At 68.3% G+C, this 14,848-nt stretch carries 13 protein-coding genes; 9 read left to right on the top strand and 4 right to left on the bottom strand.

Annotated elements, in window-relative coordinates; translation table 11 throughout:
- Positions 1-73 precede the first annotated feature (73 nt).
- Positions 74-550 carry a peroxiredoxin gene (locus Tther_RS00780; protein ID WP_143899851.1) on the bottom strand — a complete coding sequence of 159 codons (477 nt, stop codon included), beginning with the start codon at positions 548-550 and terminating at the stop codon, positions 74-76.
- Between the two features lie 231 nt (positions 551-781).
- Positions 782-1,162, bottom strand: coding sequence for an Mth938-like domain-containing protein (locus Tther_RS00775; RefSeq protein ID WP_143899849.1), 381 nt, complete (start codon positions 1,160-1,162; stop codon positions 782-784).
- A 110-nt stretch (positions 1,163-1,272) separates the two neighbouring features.
- Here Tther_RS00775 and Tther_RS00770 point away from each other — a divergent pair, with 110 nt between their 5' ends.
- From Tther_RS00770 to clpB, 7 genes are all read left to right on the top strand, one after another.
- A complete protein-coding gene (locus tag Tther_RS00770; RefSeq protein WP_143899847.1) occupies positions 1,273-2,508 on the top strand; it encodes a pyridoxal phosphate-dependent aminotransferase in 1,236 nt (411 codons plus the stop codon).
- A 38-nt stretch (positions 2,509-2,546) separates the two neighbouring features.
- Positions 2,547-3,878, top strand: a complete 1,332-nt coding sequence (locus tag Tther_RS00765; RefSeq protein WP_143899845.1) for a homoserine dehydrogenase — start codon at positions 2,547-2,549, stop codon at positions 3,876-3,878.
- On the top strand, positions 3,878-5,323 hold the full coding sequence (gene thrC, locus Tther_RS00760; protein WP_143899844.1) for a threonine synthase: 1,446 nt from the start codon (positions 3,878-3,880) through the stop codon (positions 5,321-5,323). Before Tther_RS00765 ends, thrC begins: the two co-directional genes overlap by 1 nt.
- Positions 5,320-6,642, top strand: coding sequence for a molybdopterin molybdotransferase MoeA (locus tag Tther_RS00755; protein WP_246098844.1), 1,323 nt, complete (start codon positions 5,320-5,322; stop codon positions 6,640-6,642). Before thrC ends, Tther_RS00755 begins: the two co-directional genes overlap by 4 nt.
- Positions 6,643-6,745: 103 nt before the next feature.
- On the top strand, positions 6,746-6,997 hold the full coding sequence (moaD, locus tag Tther_RS00750; protein WP_143899842.1) for a molybdopterin converting factor subunit 1: 252 nt from the start codon (positions 6,746-6,748) through the stop codon (positions 6,995-6,997).
- A gap of 3 nt (positions 6,998-7,000) precedes the next feature.
- Positions 7,001-7,483 carry a molybdopterin synthase catalytic subunit MoaE gene (gene moaE / locus Tther_RS00745; RefSeq protein WP_143899840.1) on the top strand — a complete coding sequence of 161 codons (483 nt, stop codon included), beginning with the start codon at positions 7,001-7,003 and terminating at the stop codon, positions 7,481-7,483.
- 147 nt (positions 7,484-7,630) lie between these two features.
- Positions 7,631-10,234: an ATP-dependent chaperone ClpB gene (gene clpB / locus Tther_RS00740; RefSeq protein WP_143899838.1), complete on the top strand. Its 2,604-nt coding sequence runs from the start codon at positions 7,631-7,633 to the stop codon at positions 10,232-10,234.
- Positions 10,235-10,339: 105 nt separating this feature from the next.
- On the opposite strand, the gene Tther_RS00735 is transcribed toward clpB, so the two are convergent.
- Both Tther_RS00735 and Tther_RS00730 read right to left on the bottom strand, forming a co-directional pair.
- On the bottom strand, positions 10,340-11,377 hold the full coding sequence (locus tag Tther_RS00735) for an NAD-dependent epimerase/dehydratase family protein (protein ID WP_143899836.1): 1,038 nt from the start codon (positions 11,375-11,377) through the stop codon (positions 10,340-10,342).
- Positions 11,374-12,558, bottom strand: a complete 1,185-nt coding sequence (locus tag Tther_RS00730; RefSeq protein WP_143899835.1) for a nucleotide sugar dehydrogenase — start codon at positions 12,556-12,558, stop codon at positions 11,374-11,376. Before Tther_RS00730 ends, Tther_RS00735 begins: the two co-directional genes overlap by 4 nt.
- A gap of 177 nt (positions 12,559-12,735) precedes the next feature.
- On the opposite strand from Tther_RS00730, the gene Tther_RS00725 reads away from it, so the two are divergent.
- Positions 12,736-13,752, top strand: coding sequence for a glycosyltransferase family 2 protein (locus tag Tther_RS00725; RefSeq protein WP_143899903.1), 1,017 nt, complete (start codon positions 12,736-12,738; stop codon positions 13,750-13,752).
- Complete coding sequence (locus tag Tther_RS00720; protein ID WP_143899833.1) at positions 13,749-14,774, top strand: lysylphosphatidylglycerol synthase transmembrane domain-containing protein; 1,026 nt, start codon at positions 13,749-13,751, stop codon at positions 14,772-14,774. The genes Tther_RS00725 and Tther_RS00720 overlap by 4 nt, the downstream gene beginning before the upstream one ends.
- Positions 14,775-14,848: the final 74 nt, after the last annotated feature.

Raw genomic sequence — 14,848 nt, 5'->3', positions numbered from 1 at the left:
CATGCCAGAAAAAACGACGCCGCCCCGAGGGGCGGCGTGTGGACGCGGTGCGTGCACGGCGGGGCCGTGGGCTTTATGCGACTTTCTTGAGCATCTTGACGGCCTTGAGCACGTCGTCCACGTGACCGGGAACCTTGATCCCGCGCCACTCTTGCAACAGGATGCCCTCGGGGCTGATCAAAAAGGTGCTGCGCTCGATGCCCTTGACCTTTTTGCCGTACATGATTTTGTTCTTGACCACACCGAACATATGGCACATTTTTTCTTCGGTGTCGGCAATCAATTCGAACGGCAGACCGAGCTTGGCCTTGAAATCTTCGTGGGATTTGAGGTTGTCGCGCGACACCCCAAACACCTGGGCGCCGGCCTTGACGAACTCCGCGTACTGGTCGCGAAATTGCATGGCCTCGGTGGTGCAGCCAGGGGTGTGGTCTTTGGGGTAGAAATACAGGACGAGGATTTGACCCCGATGGGACTGGTGGGTGACCTGGATGCCGCCGGTCGCTTGGGCTTCGAATTCGGGAATGGGTTTGTTGACGACTACGGCCATGAAGCAAGTCCCCTGCGTGGTTGGTTCGTCGATGGCGTTCGGGAAAACACCGCAGTACCCACCAAACTGTCCCACGGCCGCAGCGTGGCGGTATGGGGCGCCGCGCGTTCGGCGGCGACGGGATGGGCTGCGCCGAACATTGTGCTATTTTAGCACATTGGGCGTCTTGATTCCGTATCAGCCGGCCCCCGCCGGCGCCTGTCGCCGCGTCGGGGCCGCGCTTGGCGCCGATCAACCGCCGTCGCGCTCGAGCAGCAGGGCGGCCACCACGCGCCGGCCTTCGCTGGCCAGGATGTTGTAGGTGCGCGCGGCGGCCATCGTGTCCATGGTCTCCACGCCAATGCCGCGCGCGATCAGGCCCTGCAGCAGCGAGGGGTGCACGAAGCGCAGGCGCCGGCCGCTGCCAAACAAAACGACCTCCGGGTCGCCCTCGGCCAGTTGCTCGAAGTGCTGGGCGGTCAGCTCGGTGTGCGAGGCGCAGGCCCAGGCCTGCAACCGCCCGTTGCTGCCGACGATGAGGCTGTGCTCATGGCGCTGGCCGCCGACGACCACCCAGCCCGGCCCGTGGGCCTGGATGGCAAGCGTGTCGATGCGGTCGGGCTGGATTTTCATGCGCGTGCGCCGGCGCGGGCCGGGGCGTCAAACTGTGGTGAAATTATAGGGTTGACCCCTGTTCCGGGTGGCTATCATGGCCGCCTGCCTGATTACGCCGCACACCTGCCATGCCGTCCTCCGTGATCCACAAATCGGCCAAGCTGGCCAACGTCTGCTACGACATCCGCGGGCCCGTGCTGGAGAAGGCCCGCCAGATGGAGGAGGACGGGCACAAGATCATCAAGCTCAACATCGGCAACCTGGCGGTGTTCGGGCTGGAGCCGCCCGATGAGATCGTGCAGGACATGATCCGCAACCTGCCGCAGGCGGCCGGCTACACCGACAGCAAGGGGCTGTTTGCGCCGCGCAAGGCCATCGTGCACTACACGCAGGAAAAGCGCATCGCCGGCGTCACGGTCGACGACGTGTACCTGGGCAACGGCGCCAGCGAGCTCATCACCATGAGCATGAACGCGCTGCTCAACGCTGGCGACGAGATTTTGGTGCCGGCGCCGGACTACCCGCTGTGGACGGCGTCGGTGTCGCTGTCGGGCGGCACGCCAGTGCACTACCTGTGCGATGAGGCCAACGGCTGGATCCCGGACCTGGAGGACATGGCGCGCAAGATCACGCCGGCCACCAAGGGCATCGTCGTCATCAACCCCAACAACCCGACCGGCGCACTCTACCCGGTCGAGGTGCTGCAGGCGATCGTCGAGCTGGCGCGCAAGCACGGGCTGATCGTGTTTGCCGACGAGATTTACGACAAGGTGCTCTACGACGGCAATGTGCACACCTCGATCGCGTCGCTGGCGGACGATATTTTGTTTGTGACCTTCAACGGCTTGAGCAAAAACTACCGTTCGTGCGGCTACCGCGCCGGGTGGATGATCGTCTCGGGCGACAAGCGCCGCGCCAAGGACTACATCGAGGGTCTCAACATGTTGGCCTCGATGCGCTTGTGCGCCAACACGCCGGGGCAGCTGGCCATCCAGACCGCCTTGGGGGGCTACCAGAGCATCAACGACCTGGTGGCGCCGGGCGGGCGGTTGTGCCGCCAGCGTGACCTGGCGCACCGGCTGTTGACCGAGATCCCGGGCGTGACCTGCGTCAAGCCCAAGGCCGCGCTGTACATGTTCCCGCGCCTGGACCCGCAGATCTACCCGATCGAGGATGACCAGCAGTTTGCCTACGATTTGCTGGCCGAAGAAAAAGTGCTGATCGTGCAGGGCACCGGGTTCAATTACCCGACGCCGGACCACTTCCGCCTGGTGTTTTTGCCGCATGAGGACGATTTGGCCGAGGCGATCGGGCGCATCGCACGCTTTCTGGGCCACATGCGGCGGCGCTTGGGCACCGATTGAGCCCACCCTGTTTTTACCAACGTTGGACCACCCACACCATGAGCGAACACCAACCGATCCAGGTCGGCCTGCTGGGCATTGGCACCGTCGGCAGCGGCGTCTACCGTGTGCTGCAACGCAACCAAGAGGAAATCCGCCGCCGCGCCGGCCGCGGCATTGCGATCACCCAGGTGGCCGATCTCGACGTCGGGCGCGCGCGCGCCATCGTCGGTGATGCGGCCAGCGTCGTCAGCGACGCGCGCGCCGTCATCGCCAACCCGGCCATCGACATCGTGGTGGAGCTCATCGGCGGCTATGGCATTGCACGCCAGCTCGTGCTGGAAGCGATCGCGGCCGGCAAGCACGTGGTCACCGCCAACAAGGCGCTGCTGGCCGTGCACGGCACCGAGATTTTTGCCGCCGCGCAGGCCAAGGGCGTGATGGTGGCGTTCGAGGCCGCGGTGGCCGGCGGCATCCCGATCATCAAAGCGCTGCGCGAGGGGCTGACCGCCAACCGCATCGAGTGGGTGGCCGGCATCATCAACGGCACCACCAACTTCATCTTGTCGGAAATGCGCGACAAGGGGCTGGACTTCGACGCCGTGCTGCGCGAGGCGCAGCGCCTGGGCTATGCCGAGGCCGACCCCACCTTCGACATCGAAGGCATCGACGCCGCGCACAAGGCCACGCTGATGAGCGCGCTGGCCTTTGGCATCCCGGTGCAGTTCGACAAGGCGTATGTCGAAGGCATCACCCGCTTGCAGGCGGCCGATATCCGCTACGCCGAACAGCTGGGCTACCGCATCAAGCTGCTGGGCATCACCAAGCGCGTGTCCGGGGGGGTGGAATTGCGCGTGCACCCGACGCTTGTGCCCGCCAAGCGGCTCATCGCCAACGTGGAAGGGGCGATGAACGCGGTGGTGGTGCAGGGCGACGCGGTGGGCACCACCCTGTATTACGGCAAGGGTGCGGGCAGCGAGCCGACCGCCAGCGCCGTCATCGCCGACCTGGTGGACGTGACGCGCCTGCACACCGCCGATCCGCAGCACCGCGTGCCGCACCTGGCCTTCCAGCCGCAGGCGATGAGCGACCTGGTCATCGTGCCGATGGAGCAGGTCGTCACCAGCTACTACCTGCGCCTGCGTGTGGCAGACCAGGCCGGCGTGCTGGCCGAGGTCACCGGCATCCTGGCGCGCGCCGGCATCAGCATCGACGCGGTGCTGCAGCGCGAGGCCGATGAGGTGGGCGGCGAGGGCAGCACCCAGACCGATCTGATCATCCTCACGCACGACACCAGCGAAGGCACGATGAATGGCGCGCTGGCGGCGATCCAGGCGTTGCCCACGGTGCTGGCGCCGATCGTGCGCATCCGCAAGGAGGAGCTGGCCTGATGCGCTACCTGTCCACGCGCGGCCACCCCGAGCGCCGCCGCTTCAGCGACATCCTGCTCGAGGGCCTGGCGCCCGACGGGGGCCTGTACCTGCCCGAGCACTACCCGCGCCTGGAGGCAGCGGATCTGGCGCGCCTGCGCCGCACCTACCATGAGCAGGGCTACGCCGAGCTGGCGTTTCAAATCCTGTCGCTCTACATCGACGACATCCCGGCCGACGACCTGCGCGCCCTGCTGCGGCGCACCTACACGGCCGAGGTGTTTGGCACCGGCGAGATCGTGCCGCTGCGCCACGTCGAAGACGGCTTGTGGCTGGAGGGGCTCTCCAATGGCCCGACGCTGGCCTTCAAGGACATGGCGATGCAGCTGCTGGGCCAGCTGTTCGAGTACGAGCTGGCGCGCCGCGGCGAGACCCTCAACATCCTGGGCGCCACCAGTGGCGACACCGGCAGCGCCGCCGAATATGCGATGCGCGGCAAGCGTGGCATTCGCGTCTTCATGCTCAGCCCCCACGGGCGCATGAGCCCATTTCAGCAGGCGCAGATGTACAGCCTGCAGGACCCCAACATCCACAACATCGCCATCGAGGGCGTCTTCGACGATTGCCAAGACATCGTCAAGGCGGTCAGCGCCGACCTCGCGTTCAAGCGCCGCTGGCGCATCGGCACGGTCAACTCGATCAACTGGGCGCGTTTGCTGGCGCAGGTGGTGTATTACGTTGCGGGCTGGATCCAGGCCACCGAGCATGACGACCAACGCGTGAGCTTTGCCGTGCCCAGCGGCAATTTTGGCAACGTCTGCGCCGGCCACATCGCACGCATGATGGGCCTGCCGATCGAGCGCCTGGTCGTGGCCACCAACGAAAACGACGTGCTCGATGAGTTTTTCCGCACCGGTGTCTACCGCGTGCGCGGCAGCGCCGAGACGCACGAGACCTCCAGCCCATCGATGGACATCAGCAAGGCGAGCAATTTCGAGCGCTTCGTCTTCGACCTGCTGGGGCGCGATGCCGCTGCCACCCAGCGTCTGTTCGGCGAAGCGCTGGCGCGCCAGGGGCGTTTTGACCTGTCGCAGCCCCCGGCCTTTGCCGAGGCACGGGCGCGCTACGGGTTCGTCAGCGGGCGCAGCACCCACGCCAACCGCATCGCCACCATCCGCGACGTCTGGCAGCGCCACGGCATGCTGATCGACCCGCACACGGCCGACGGCGTCAAGGTGGCGCGCGAGCACCTGCAGCCCGGCGTGCCCATGATCGTGCTCGAGACCGCGTTGCCGATCAAATTTGCCGCCACCATCGTCGAGGCGCTGGGCCGCGAACCCGAGCGTCCCGCCCGGTTTGCCGGGATCGAGGACTTGCCCAAGCGCGTGCAGGTCATGCCCGCCGACGCGGCGCGCGTCAAGGCCTACATCGAGACCGTGTGCAGCGAAGGGAGCCGCGCACCATGACCACGGGGGCTGCCATGGCCGCGCCGGGCAGCCGCCCGGGCCTGATGGCGCTGGAGGAGGCGCTGCAGCGCCTGCTCAGCGGGCTGACGCCGATCGCGGAGGTCGAGCGTGTGCCCACCGAGCAGGCCGCCGGCCGGGTGCTGGCGCAGGATCTGGTGTCCGCCCTCGATGTGCCCGGCTTTGACAACAGCCAAATGGACGGCTACGCCGTGCGCCGCGCCGACGTCGAGCGCGCCGTGGCCGCCGGCGCGCCGCTGCCGGTGGTGCAGCGCATCGCGGCCGGCCACTTCGGCGCCGAGCTGGCGCCCGGGACGGTGGCGCGGATTTTTACCGGCGCGCCCCTACCGCGCGGCGCTGATGCCGTGGTGATGCAGGAAGAGGCGATCGTGGTCGATGCCCCCCCAACGGACGCTGAAGCTGGCCGCCACGGCTGGGTGCGGCTGACGGCCGTGCCCGCCGAGGGCCAGTGGGTGCGGCGGCGCGGGTCGGACATCCGTGCGGGCGCGGTCGTCGTGGCGGCTGGCACGCGCATGAGCGCTGCTGAGGCCGGCTTGGCCGCCTCGGTGGGCTGCGCGGCGCTGCCGGTGGTCCGGCGTGTCCGGGTGGCGCTGGCCTCGACTGGGGACGAATTGATCCAACCCGGGGCCCTGCCGCCCGAGCCCCTGCCACCCGGAGCCATTTACAACTCGAACCGCTTTTTCCTCGAGCCGCTGTTGCGCCGGCTGGGGTGCGAGGTCTCGGTGCTCGCGCCCATCCCGGACGACCGCGCGGCCACCCATGCGGCGCTGCTGGCCGCAGCGCGCGACCACGACGTCATCGTCACCACCGGGGGCGTTTCCGTGGGCGAGGAGGATCACGTCAAGCCGGTGGTGCAGGCGCTCGGCGGGCTGGACCTGTGGCAAATCGCGATGAAGCCGGGCAAACCCTTTGCACATGGCTGGATCGACCGGGCACACGCGGGGGGCACGGGGCGTTGCCACGTGATCGGGCTGCCGGGCAACCCGGTGTCGAGCTTTGTCACCTTTTTGCTGCTGGCGCGGCCGTTTTTGCTGCGGCTGGGGGGCGCGCGCGTGGCCGCGGAGGTTGCGCCGGCGCTGCCGCTGGTGGCCCACTTCGACTGGCCGCGGCCGGACCGGCGGCGCGAGTTTTTGCGCGTGCGCCGCAACCCGCACGGGGGGTTGGATCTGTTTCCCAACCAGAACTCGGGCGTGCTGACCTCGATGGCGTGGGCCGACGGCCTGGTGGACCTCCCCGCCGGGCAGGCCATCGCCCGTGGCGACACGGTGCGCTACCTGCCGCTGGCGGCCCTGCTCGACTGAATGCAGGGGGGCGCGCCCGCTGGCCGACGGGCAGCGGCGTCGGATACGCTGCGCCAACTGGCGCTATGATGCGCCATCGCGTTGTTGTCCCGCTGTGCTCTGCATGAACGTCACGCTCCGTTTTTTTGCCGCCATCCGCGAGGCCGTTGGCACCGATGCGCTGACGCTGCAAACATCGGCCGCGACGCTGGGTGCGCTGCGCGACGAGCTCATCGCGCGTGGGGGGGCCTGGGCGCAGGTGCTGGCGCGTGGGCGCGCGCTGCGCATGGCGGTGGACCAGGTCATGGCCGATGAATCCACGCCGCTGCACGAAGGCGCGGAGGTGGCGTTTTTCCCGCCCGTGACCGGAGGGTGAGCCATGGCACTCGAGCGCCGCAGCGTGGTCATTCAGCACGACGACTTTGACACCGGCGCGGAGCTGGCGGCGCTGCGGGCCGGTGACGCGGGGGTGGGCGCGGTGTGCGCCTTTGTCGGCACCGTGCGCGACGTCAACGATGGCGACGCCGTGGCAACGATGGAGCTCGAGCACTACCCCGGCATGACCGAGCGTGCCATCGACGCCATGATCGACGAGGCGGCGCGGCGCTTCGACATCCGCGGCGTGCGCGTGATCCACCGGGTGGGCCCGCTGCGCCCGCAGGATCAGATCGTGCTGGTGGCGGTCACCTCGGCGCACCGTGGGCAGGCGTTTGCGGCCTGCGAGTTTTTGATGGACTACCTCAAGACCCAGGCGCCGTTTTGGAAAAAAGAGCACACGCCCAACGGCGCGCGCTGGGTCGATGCCCGGGTCAGCGACGACGCGGCGCTGGCGCGCTGGGGCATCGCGGCGCGCAACGCTTGACGATGAAGCGCGGCCAGCGCCGTTGGCGGTTGGATCATGAACACGGGCCCTGCGACGGCTCAGGCGTTGACCAGCGTCAAATCCCGCCCGCTTGAAAGCGCGGCAAACTCCCCCACATGGAGAGGCAGTTGAACATTGGAGCCATCCATGCGGATTGACAAACTCACCACTTCGTTTCAAGAAGCGCTGGCCGAGGCGCAGTCCCTGGCCTTGGCCAAGGACCACGCCTACATCGAGCCGGCGCACGTGGCCACGGCCCTGCTGCGGCAGGACCCGTCGGCGTCGCTGTTGCAGCGCGCCGGCGTGCAAGTGCCTGCGTTGCGCAAGGCGGCTGACGATGCCGTGGCGCGCTTGCCCCAGGTGCAGGGGCAGGAGCAGGTGCAGGTCGGCCGCGACCTGGTGACGCTGCTGCAGGCGGCCGAAAAAGAGGCGCTCAAGCGCGGTGACCAGTTCATTGCCAGTGAACTGTTCTGGCTTGCCCTGGCTGACGCCAAGACCGCATTCGCCGACGCCGCGCGCGCGGCCGGCCTCAACCGCGCCGCCTTGCAGGCGGCCATCGATGCCGTACGAGGAGGACAGAACGTGACCAGCCCCGAAGCCGAAGGCCAGCGCGAGGCGCTGAAAAAATACACGCTCGACCTCACCGAGCGCGCCCGGCAGGGCAAGCTCGACCCTGTGATTGGGCGCGACGACGAGATCCGCCGCACCATCCAGATTCTGCAGCGGCGCAGCAAGAACAACCCCGTGCTTATCGGTGAGCCCGGGGTCGGCAAGACCGCCATTGTCGAGGGGCTGGCGCAGCGCATCGTCAACGGCGAGGTGCCCGAGACCCTCAAGGACAAGCGCGTGCTGGCGCTGGACATGGCGGGGCTGTTGGCCGGCGCCAAATACCGCGGTGAGTTCGAGGAGCGCCTCAAGGCCGTGCTCAAGGAAATCGCGGCCGAGGAGGGGCGCATCATCCTCTTCATCGACGAAATCCACACCATGGTCGGCGCCGGCAAGGCCGAAGGCGCGATGGACGCGGGCAACATGCTCAAGCCGGCGCTGGCGCGCGGCGAGCTGCACTGCATCGGCGCCACCACGCTCGACGAGTACCGCAAGTACATCGAAAAAGACGCGGCCCTGGAGCGGCGCTTCCAGAAGGTGCTGGTCGATGAGCCCAGCGTCGAGGCCACGATCGCCATCCTGCGCGGCCTGCAAGAAAAATACGAGCTGCACCACGGCGTGGAGATCACCGACCCGGCCATCGTTGCCGCGGCCGAACTGTCGCACCGCTACATCACCGACCGCTTCCTGCCCGACAAGGCCATCGACCTGATCGACGAAGCTGCCGCGCGCATCAAGATGGAAATCGACTCCAAGCCCGAGGCCATGGACCGGCTGGAGCGGCGGCTCATCCAGCTCAAGATCGAGCGTGAGGCGGTGCGCAAGGAAACCGACGAGGCCTCGCGCAAGCGGCTCGAGCTCATCGAGGAGGAAATCGCCAAGCTCGAGCGCGAGTACGCCGATCTGGAGGAAATCTGGAAGGCCGAAAAGGCGCAGGTGCAGGGCTCGGCCCAGATCAAGGAAGAGATCGACCGCATCCGCTTCCAGATCGAGGAGCTCAAGCGCAAAGGCGACTTCAACAAGGTGGCCGAGCTGCAGTACGGCCGTCTGCCGGAGCTGGAGCGCCGGCTGCAGGAGGCGCAGGCGCGCGAGGCTGGCAAAGACGGCGCCAAGGGCTTGAAGTTGCTGCGCACGCAGGTGGGCGCGGAGGAAATTGCCGAGGTGGTCTCGCGCGCCACGGGCATCCCGGTGTCCAAGCTGATGCAGGGCGAGCGCGACAAGCTGTTGCAGATGGAGCAGCGGCTGCACGAGCGCGTGGTGGGGCAGGACGAGGCCATCGCCGCCGTCTCCAACGCCATCCGGCGTGCGCGCGCGGGGCTGAGCGACCCCAACCGTCCGCTGGGCAGCTTCCTGTTCCTGGGGCCGACGGGCGTGGGCAAGACCGAGCTGTGCAAGGCGCTGGCGGCGTTCCTGTTCGACAGCGAGCAGCACATGATTCGCATCGACATGAGCGAATTCATGGAAAAGCACTCGGTCAGCCGCCTCATCGGCGCGCCGCCGGGCTATGTTGGCTACGAGGAGGGCGGCTACCTGACCGAGGCGGTGCGGCGCAAGCCTTACAGCGTGGTGCTGCTCGATGAGGTGGAAAAGGCCCACCCGGACGTCTTCAACGTGCTGCTGCAGGTGCTCGACGACGGGCGCCTGACCGACGGCCAGGGGCGCACGGTGGACTTCAAGAACACCGTCATCGTCATGACCTCCAACATCGGCTCGCAGCGCATCCAGACGCTGGCGTCGCAGGGTATGGACCTGGAGGACATCAAGGACGCGGTCTGGGAAGAGCTCAAGGCGCATTTCCGGCCCGAGTTTCTCAACCGCATCGACGAGACGGTCGTGTTCCACCCGCTGGGGGCCGAGCACATCAAGAACATCGCCCGCATCCAGCTGCGCACGCTGCAGGAGCGCTTGGCCAAGCTGGACCTGACGCTGACGTTTACCGACGCGGCGCTGGAGGAGCTGGCCAAGGTGGGTTACGACCCGGTGTTTGGGGCGCGGCCGCTCAAGCGCGCGATCCAGCAGCGCATCGAAAACCCGCTGTCCAAGCTGATCCTCGAAGGGCGCTTCCCGCCCAAGAGCGAGATCCCGGTGGACGTCGATCCGGTGCGCGCACCGGGGCAGTTCCTGTTCGGGCACACCGTGCATTGAGGCGCGGCGCCAGGCCGGGTGCTCCTGCCCGGCCGGCTGATGCCCAGGCCGTTTGGGTGACGGCCCTGTCCGGCAAGCCGGCCAGGGCCGTTGCCGTTGGGGGTGTCAGACCCCGTGGTATTCGCGGTACCAGCGCACGAACCGCGCCACCCCCTCGCGAAACGGCGTTTGCGGCGCGTAGCCGGTCAAGCGCTTGAGCAGCGAGCAGTCGGCCCAGGTGGCCGGCACGTCGCCACTTTGCATCGGCAAGAAGTTCCGGATCGCGGGTTTGCCCAGCTCCGCTTCGATGGCCTCGACGAAGTCGAGCAAGCGCACTGTGTCGGAGTTGCCGATGTTGACCACCCGCCACGGCGCTACAGGGCTCAGGGTGTCGCCTTGCAGCGGCTGCCAGCCGCTGGCGGCGTGGCGCTCGCTGGGCGCGCTCGGCACGGCGTCGATGAGCAAGCGGATGGCGCGCACCAGGTCGTCCACGTAGGTGAAGTCCCGGTACATCTCGCCGTGGTTGTAGATGTCGATCGGCGTGCCCTCCAGGATGCCACGGGTGAACTTGAACAGCGCCATGTCCGGCCGGCCCCACGGGCCATAGACGGTAAAGAAGCGAAACAGGGTGGTGGGCACGCCGTGCAGGTGCGCATAGGCGTGGGCCATGGCCTCGTTGGCTTTTTTGGTGGCGGCGTACAGCGTCAACGGGGTGTCGGTTTTTCGCTCCTCGCCAAAGGGCAGCTCGGTGTTGGCGCCGTAGACGCTGCTGGTGGAGGCCATGAGCAGGTGGCGCGGCCGCAGCGCGCGGGCGACCTCGAGCACGTGGAAGGTGCCCACCAGGTTGGCGTCGATGTAGGCGCGCGGGTTTTCCAGGCTGTAGCGCACGCCCGCCTGCGCGGCCAGGTGCACGATGACGTCGGGCTGGGCCGCGCGGGTCGCCGCTTCCAGGGCCGCCGCGTCTTCCAGCATGGCCTCGGTGGCGGTAAAAGCCGGGTACTCGCGCAGCAGCGCGTGGCGCCGCTGCTTCAGGCGCACGTCGTAGTAGTCGGTGATGCCGTCGTAGCCGTGCACGGTGTGCCCTTCGTCGAGCAGCAGCCGCGCCAGATGAAAGCCGATGAAGCCGGCGGTGCCGGTGATGAAGACGCGCAGGGGCTGGGTCATGCGTCACCCCCAAAGAGGTCGCGCGTGTACACCTTGTCGGCCACGTCGTCGAGGTCCGGGTGGCGCCGGTTGGCCAGGATCAGATCGGCCTGGGCTTTGAAAGCGGCCAAATCGCGCACCACGGGGGAGTGGAAGAACTCCTCGCCCTCGTAGGCGGGTTCGTAGACGATGACGGGGATGCCCTTGGCCTTGATGCGCTTCATGACGCCCTGGATGGCCGAGGCGCGGAAGTTGTCCGAGCCTTGCTTCATGACCAGGCGGTACACGCCCACGGTGCGCGGCTGGCGGCGCAGCACGTCGTCGGCAATGAAGTCTTTGCGCGTGGCATTGGCGGCGACGATGGCGCCAATCAGGTTTTGCGGCACCTCGCGGTAATTGGCCAGCAGCTGTTTGGTGTCCTTGGGCAGGCAGTAGCCGCCGTAGCCAAAGCTGGGGTTGTTGTAGCCGGCGCCGATGCGCGGGTCCAGGCACACGCCGTCGATGATCTGGCGCGTGTCCAGGCCGTGGGTGGCGGCGTAGGTGTCGAGTTCGTTGAAGAACGCCACGCGCATGGCCAGGTAGGTGTTGGCAAACAGCTTGATGGCCTCGGCCTCGGTGGGGTCGGTCAGCAGCACCGGCACCGCTTGTGGGTCACGGCAACCTTGCCGCAGCCACTGCGCCACCTGCTGGCCGCGCGGGCCGCGGTCGCCGACCACGATGCGACTGGGCGCGAGGTTGTCCTCCAGCGCGTGGCCTTCGCGCAAAAACTCCGGCGAAAAGACGATGCGATCGCTGCCATGCTGCGCGCGCAGCCGCTCGGTAAAGCCCACCGGCACCGTGGACTTGATGACCAGCGTGCTGTGGTCGTTGGCCGCCAGCGCCTGCGCGACGACGGTTTCGACGCTGCGGGTGTCGAAGGCGTTGGTGATGGGGTCGTAATCGGTCGGGGTGGCGATGACGACCACGTCGGCCTGGGCCAGCGCGTGGGCGGCGTCGGTGGTGGCGTCGAGGCGCAGCTCGGGGCGCTCGCGCAGCCAGCGCTCGGCCAGGGCGTCGTGCACCGTGGGCCGGCGCGCCTGCAGCGCGGCCACCCGTCGGGCGTCGATGTCCAGAACGGTGACGGGGTGGTGCTGGGCCAGCAGCAAGGCATTGGCCAGACCGACGTAACCAGCGCCGGCGACCGTGATGCGGGTGGAGGACATGGATCGGAAAACCAACGAAATGCAAGGGGTCGGGCGCCCGCAGCAACAACCTGGGGCGGCACGAGCGCGCAGTATAGAGGGCCCTGACTACAATGCCGGCGACGGTTCCGGTCCACGTCTGCATCGTGCGGGCGTGGTGTTTCCTCGACGTCCCTTCGCATGGCCTCCAACACCTCCATGGTCCTCAACGACGCCACCGCTGCCGACCCCGCGTCCGCGGGGGCAGCGCCCGACATCTCCGTGGTCATTCCCGTCTATCACGAACGGGAAAACCTGCCCGACCTGGTGGCGCGCGTGGGCGAGGCGCTGGGGGTGACGCGCTGGACGTTCGAGCTGATCTGCGTCGACGATGGCTCCCGCGATGGCAGCGCGGCGCTGCTGGCCGACCTGGCCCGCACCCGCCCGTGGTTGCGGCCCGTCGCCCTGGCGCGCAACTACGGTCAGTCCACCGCGCTGCAGGCCGGTTTCGAGCGCGCGCGCGGGCGCTACATCGTCACGCTCGATGGCGATTTGCAAAACGATCCGCTCGACATCCCGGCGCTGATCGAGCGGCTGGAAAGCGACCCGGACGTGGACATGATTTCCGGCTGGCGGCATCAGCGGCAGGACAAGGCCCTGTCGCGCCGGCTGCCATCGATGTTGGCCAACCGGCTGATCTCCTGGGCCACCGATGTGCGGCTGCACGACTATGGCTGTGCGCTCAAGGCATACCGACGCGAAATCATCGAGCGGCTGCACCTCTACGGCGAGCTGCACCGCTTCATCCCCTCGCTCGCGCGTGAGGTGGGCGCGCGCATCGTCGAGGTGCCGGTGCGTCACCACGCGCGCACGCGGGGTCAGTCCAAGTACGGCATCGACCGCACCTTCCGCGTCATCCTGGACCTGGTGCTGATCGTGTTCTTTCTGCGCTACCGTCAGAGGCCTTTGCACGCCTTTGGCGGCCTGGGGCTGTGGTTGCTGGCCCCGGGAGCGTTGATCCTGCTGTACCTGCTCGGGGTCAAGCTCGCGGGCGAGGATATTGGCGCGCGGCCCCTGCTGTTGGCCGGGGTGATGATGGTGCTGATGGGGGTGCAGCTCATCGTGGCGGGTTTGATCGGCGAGCTGTTGGTGCGCATCTACCACGAGGGCAGCGCGCGGCCGCAATACCACACCCGCGCGCTGCCCGCACCCGACGCGGGTGAACGTCAGCCATGACCGCTGAGGCGCCAGCACGCCGGCCGGCAAAGGGGCGCCGGCTGGCGCGCCCGGCCATCGCACTGGCCTTGCTGGCCGCCATCGTGGCGTGGGTAGAGCCGGCGCGGCTCGGCACGGTGTTGCGCCAGCTCCACCCAGGCTGGGTGGCGGCCGGGTTGCTCAGCAGCACGCTGGCCAATGCGCTATCGGCCTGGCGCTGGCGGGCGCTGGCGGCGTGGCTGGGTCACGTCGCGCCGCTGCCGTGGGCACTGGCGGTGTATTTTCGCGGGGTGGCGGCCAACGTGGTGCTGCCCGGCGCCGTGGTGGGCGGCGACATGGTGCGGGCCTGGGGGCTGCACCGCCGGGGTATGCCGGTGTTGGAGGCTGGCGTCTCGGTCGTTTTGGATCGCATCAGCGGCCTGTGGGGGCTGGTGCTGCTGGGCGCGCTGGCGCTGGCGGCGCAGCTGGTGGGCGATGGTGCGCCGGGCTGGGCAGCGGTGGCACTGAAGTGGGGCGGCGCGGCGGTGGGGGGCACGGGGACCGTGGCCGCACTGGCCGTCATCGCCGCGCTGGTGATGGCGTTGCTGCCCTACGCCGCGTTGCGTGCCACGCCAGCGCTGGTGGGGGGAGGTCTGCTGCATCGGCCCTCGCTGCGTTGGTGGGGTAGCCTGGCGAGTAACCGGCCAGGCTGGCACAGCGCGCAGCAATTGGCCGGTTCGGTGGCGGTGCAAGCGGCGTCGGTGACCACGCTGTATTGCGGTGCGCAGGCCGTCGGCGTCGCCTTGCCGTGGGCGGCGCTGGCGGTGGCGGCCGTGCCCATCTTCGTGTCGGCCACGCTGCCGGTGAGCTTTGGCGGCTGGGGCACGCGCGAGGCCGCGGCGGTGGCCGTGCTCGCCTTGCTCGGGGTGGAGCCGTCGGCGGCCGTGGCCATCTCGGTGCTGTATGGCCTGTACCCGGTGGCACAGTCGGTGCTGGCGTTGTTGCCTGCAGGGCAGGATAGCCCCTCCGTGGCCAGCCCGCCGGGCCCCGGGGCCCAACCGTAACGCACGGCCGGGTGGGGTCTATCCCCAAACGCTGACGCGCCGACGTCGCTTGGGGCGCCACCCAGGGCTGGGGC

The sequence above is a fragment of the Tepidimonas thermarum genome (assembly GCF_007556705.1).
GTDB classification, from domain to species: Bacteria; Pseudomonadota; Gammaproteobacteria; order Burkholderiales; family Burkholderiaceae_C; genus Tepidimonas; species Tepidimonas thermarum.
Note: the sequence above shows the minus strand (reverse complement) of the source record. Positions and strands in the feature narration are given on the sequence as shown.

Coding starts and splice junctions, on each gene's coding strand:
- Tther_RS00725 (WP_143899903.1), top strand. CDS start 12,736: ATGGTCCTCAACGACGCCACCGCTGCCGACCCCGCGTCCGCGGGGGCA.
- moaD (WP_143899842.1), top strand. CDS start 6,746: ATGAACGTCACGCTCCGTTTTTTTGCCGCCATCCGCGAGGCCGTTGGC.
- Tther_RS00755 (WP_246098844.1), top strand. CDS start 5,320: ATGACCACGGGGGCTGCCATGGCCGCGCCGGGCAGCCGCCCGGGCCTG.
- moaE (WP_143899840.1), top strand. CDS start 7,001: ATGGCACTCGAGCGCCGCAGCGTGGTCATTCAGCACGACGACTTTGAC.
- Tther_RS00735 (WP_143899836.1), bottom strand. CDS start 11,377: ATGACCCAGCCCCTGCGCGTCTTCATCACCGGCACCGCCGGCTTCATC.
- Tther_RS00775 (WP_143899849.1), bottom strand. CDS start 1,162: ATGAAAATCCAGCCCGACCGCATCGACACGCTTGCCATCCAGGCCCAC.
- Tther_RS00730 (WP_143899835.1), bottom strand. CDS start 12,558: ATGTCCTCCACCCGCATCACGGTCGCCGGCGCTGGTTACGTCGGTCTG.
- Tther_RS00780 (WP_143899851.1), bottom strand. CDS start 550: ATGGCCGTAGTCGTCAACAAACCCATTCCCGAATTCGAAGCCCAAGCG.
- thrC (WP_143899844.1), top strand. CDS start 3,878: ATGCGCTACCTGTCCACGCGCGGCCACCCCGAGCGCCGCCGCTTCAGC.
- clpB (WP_143899838.1), top strand. CDS start 7,631: ATGCGGATTGACAAACTCACCACTTCGTTTCAAGAAGCGCTGGCCGAG.
- Tther_RS00720 (WP_143899833.1), top strand. CDS start 13,749: ATGACCGCTGAGGCGCCAGCACGCCGGCCGGCAAAGGGGCGCCGGCTG.
- Tther_RS00770 (WP_143899847.1), top strand. CDS start 1,273: ATGCCGTCCTCCGTGATCCACAAATCGGCCAAGCTGGCCAACGTCTGC.
- Tther_RS00765 (WP_143899845.1), top strand. CDS start 2,547: ATGAGCGAACACCAACCGATCCAGGTCGGCCTGCTGGGCATTGGCACC.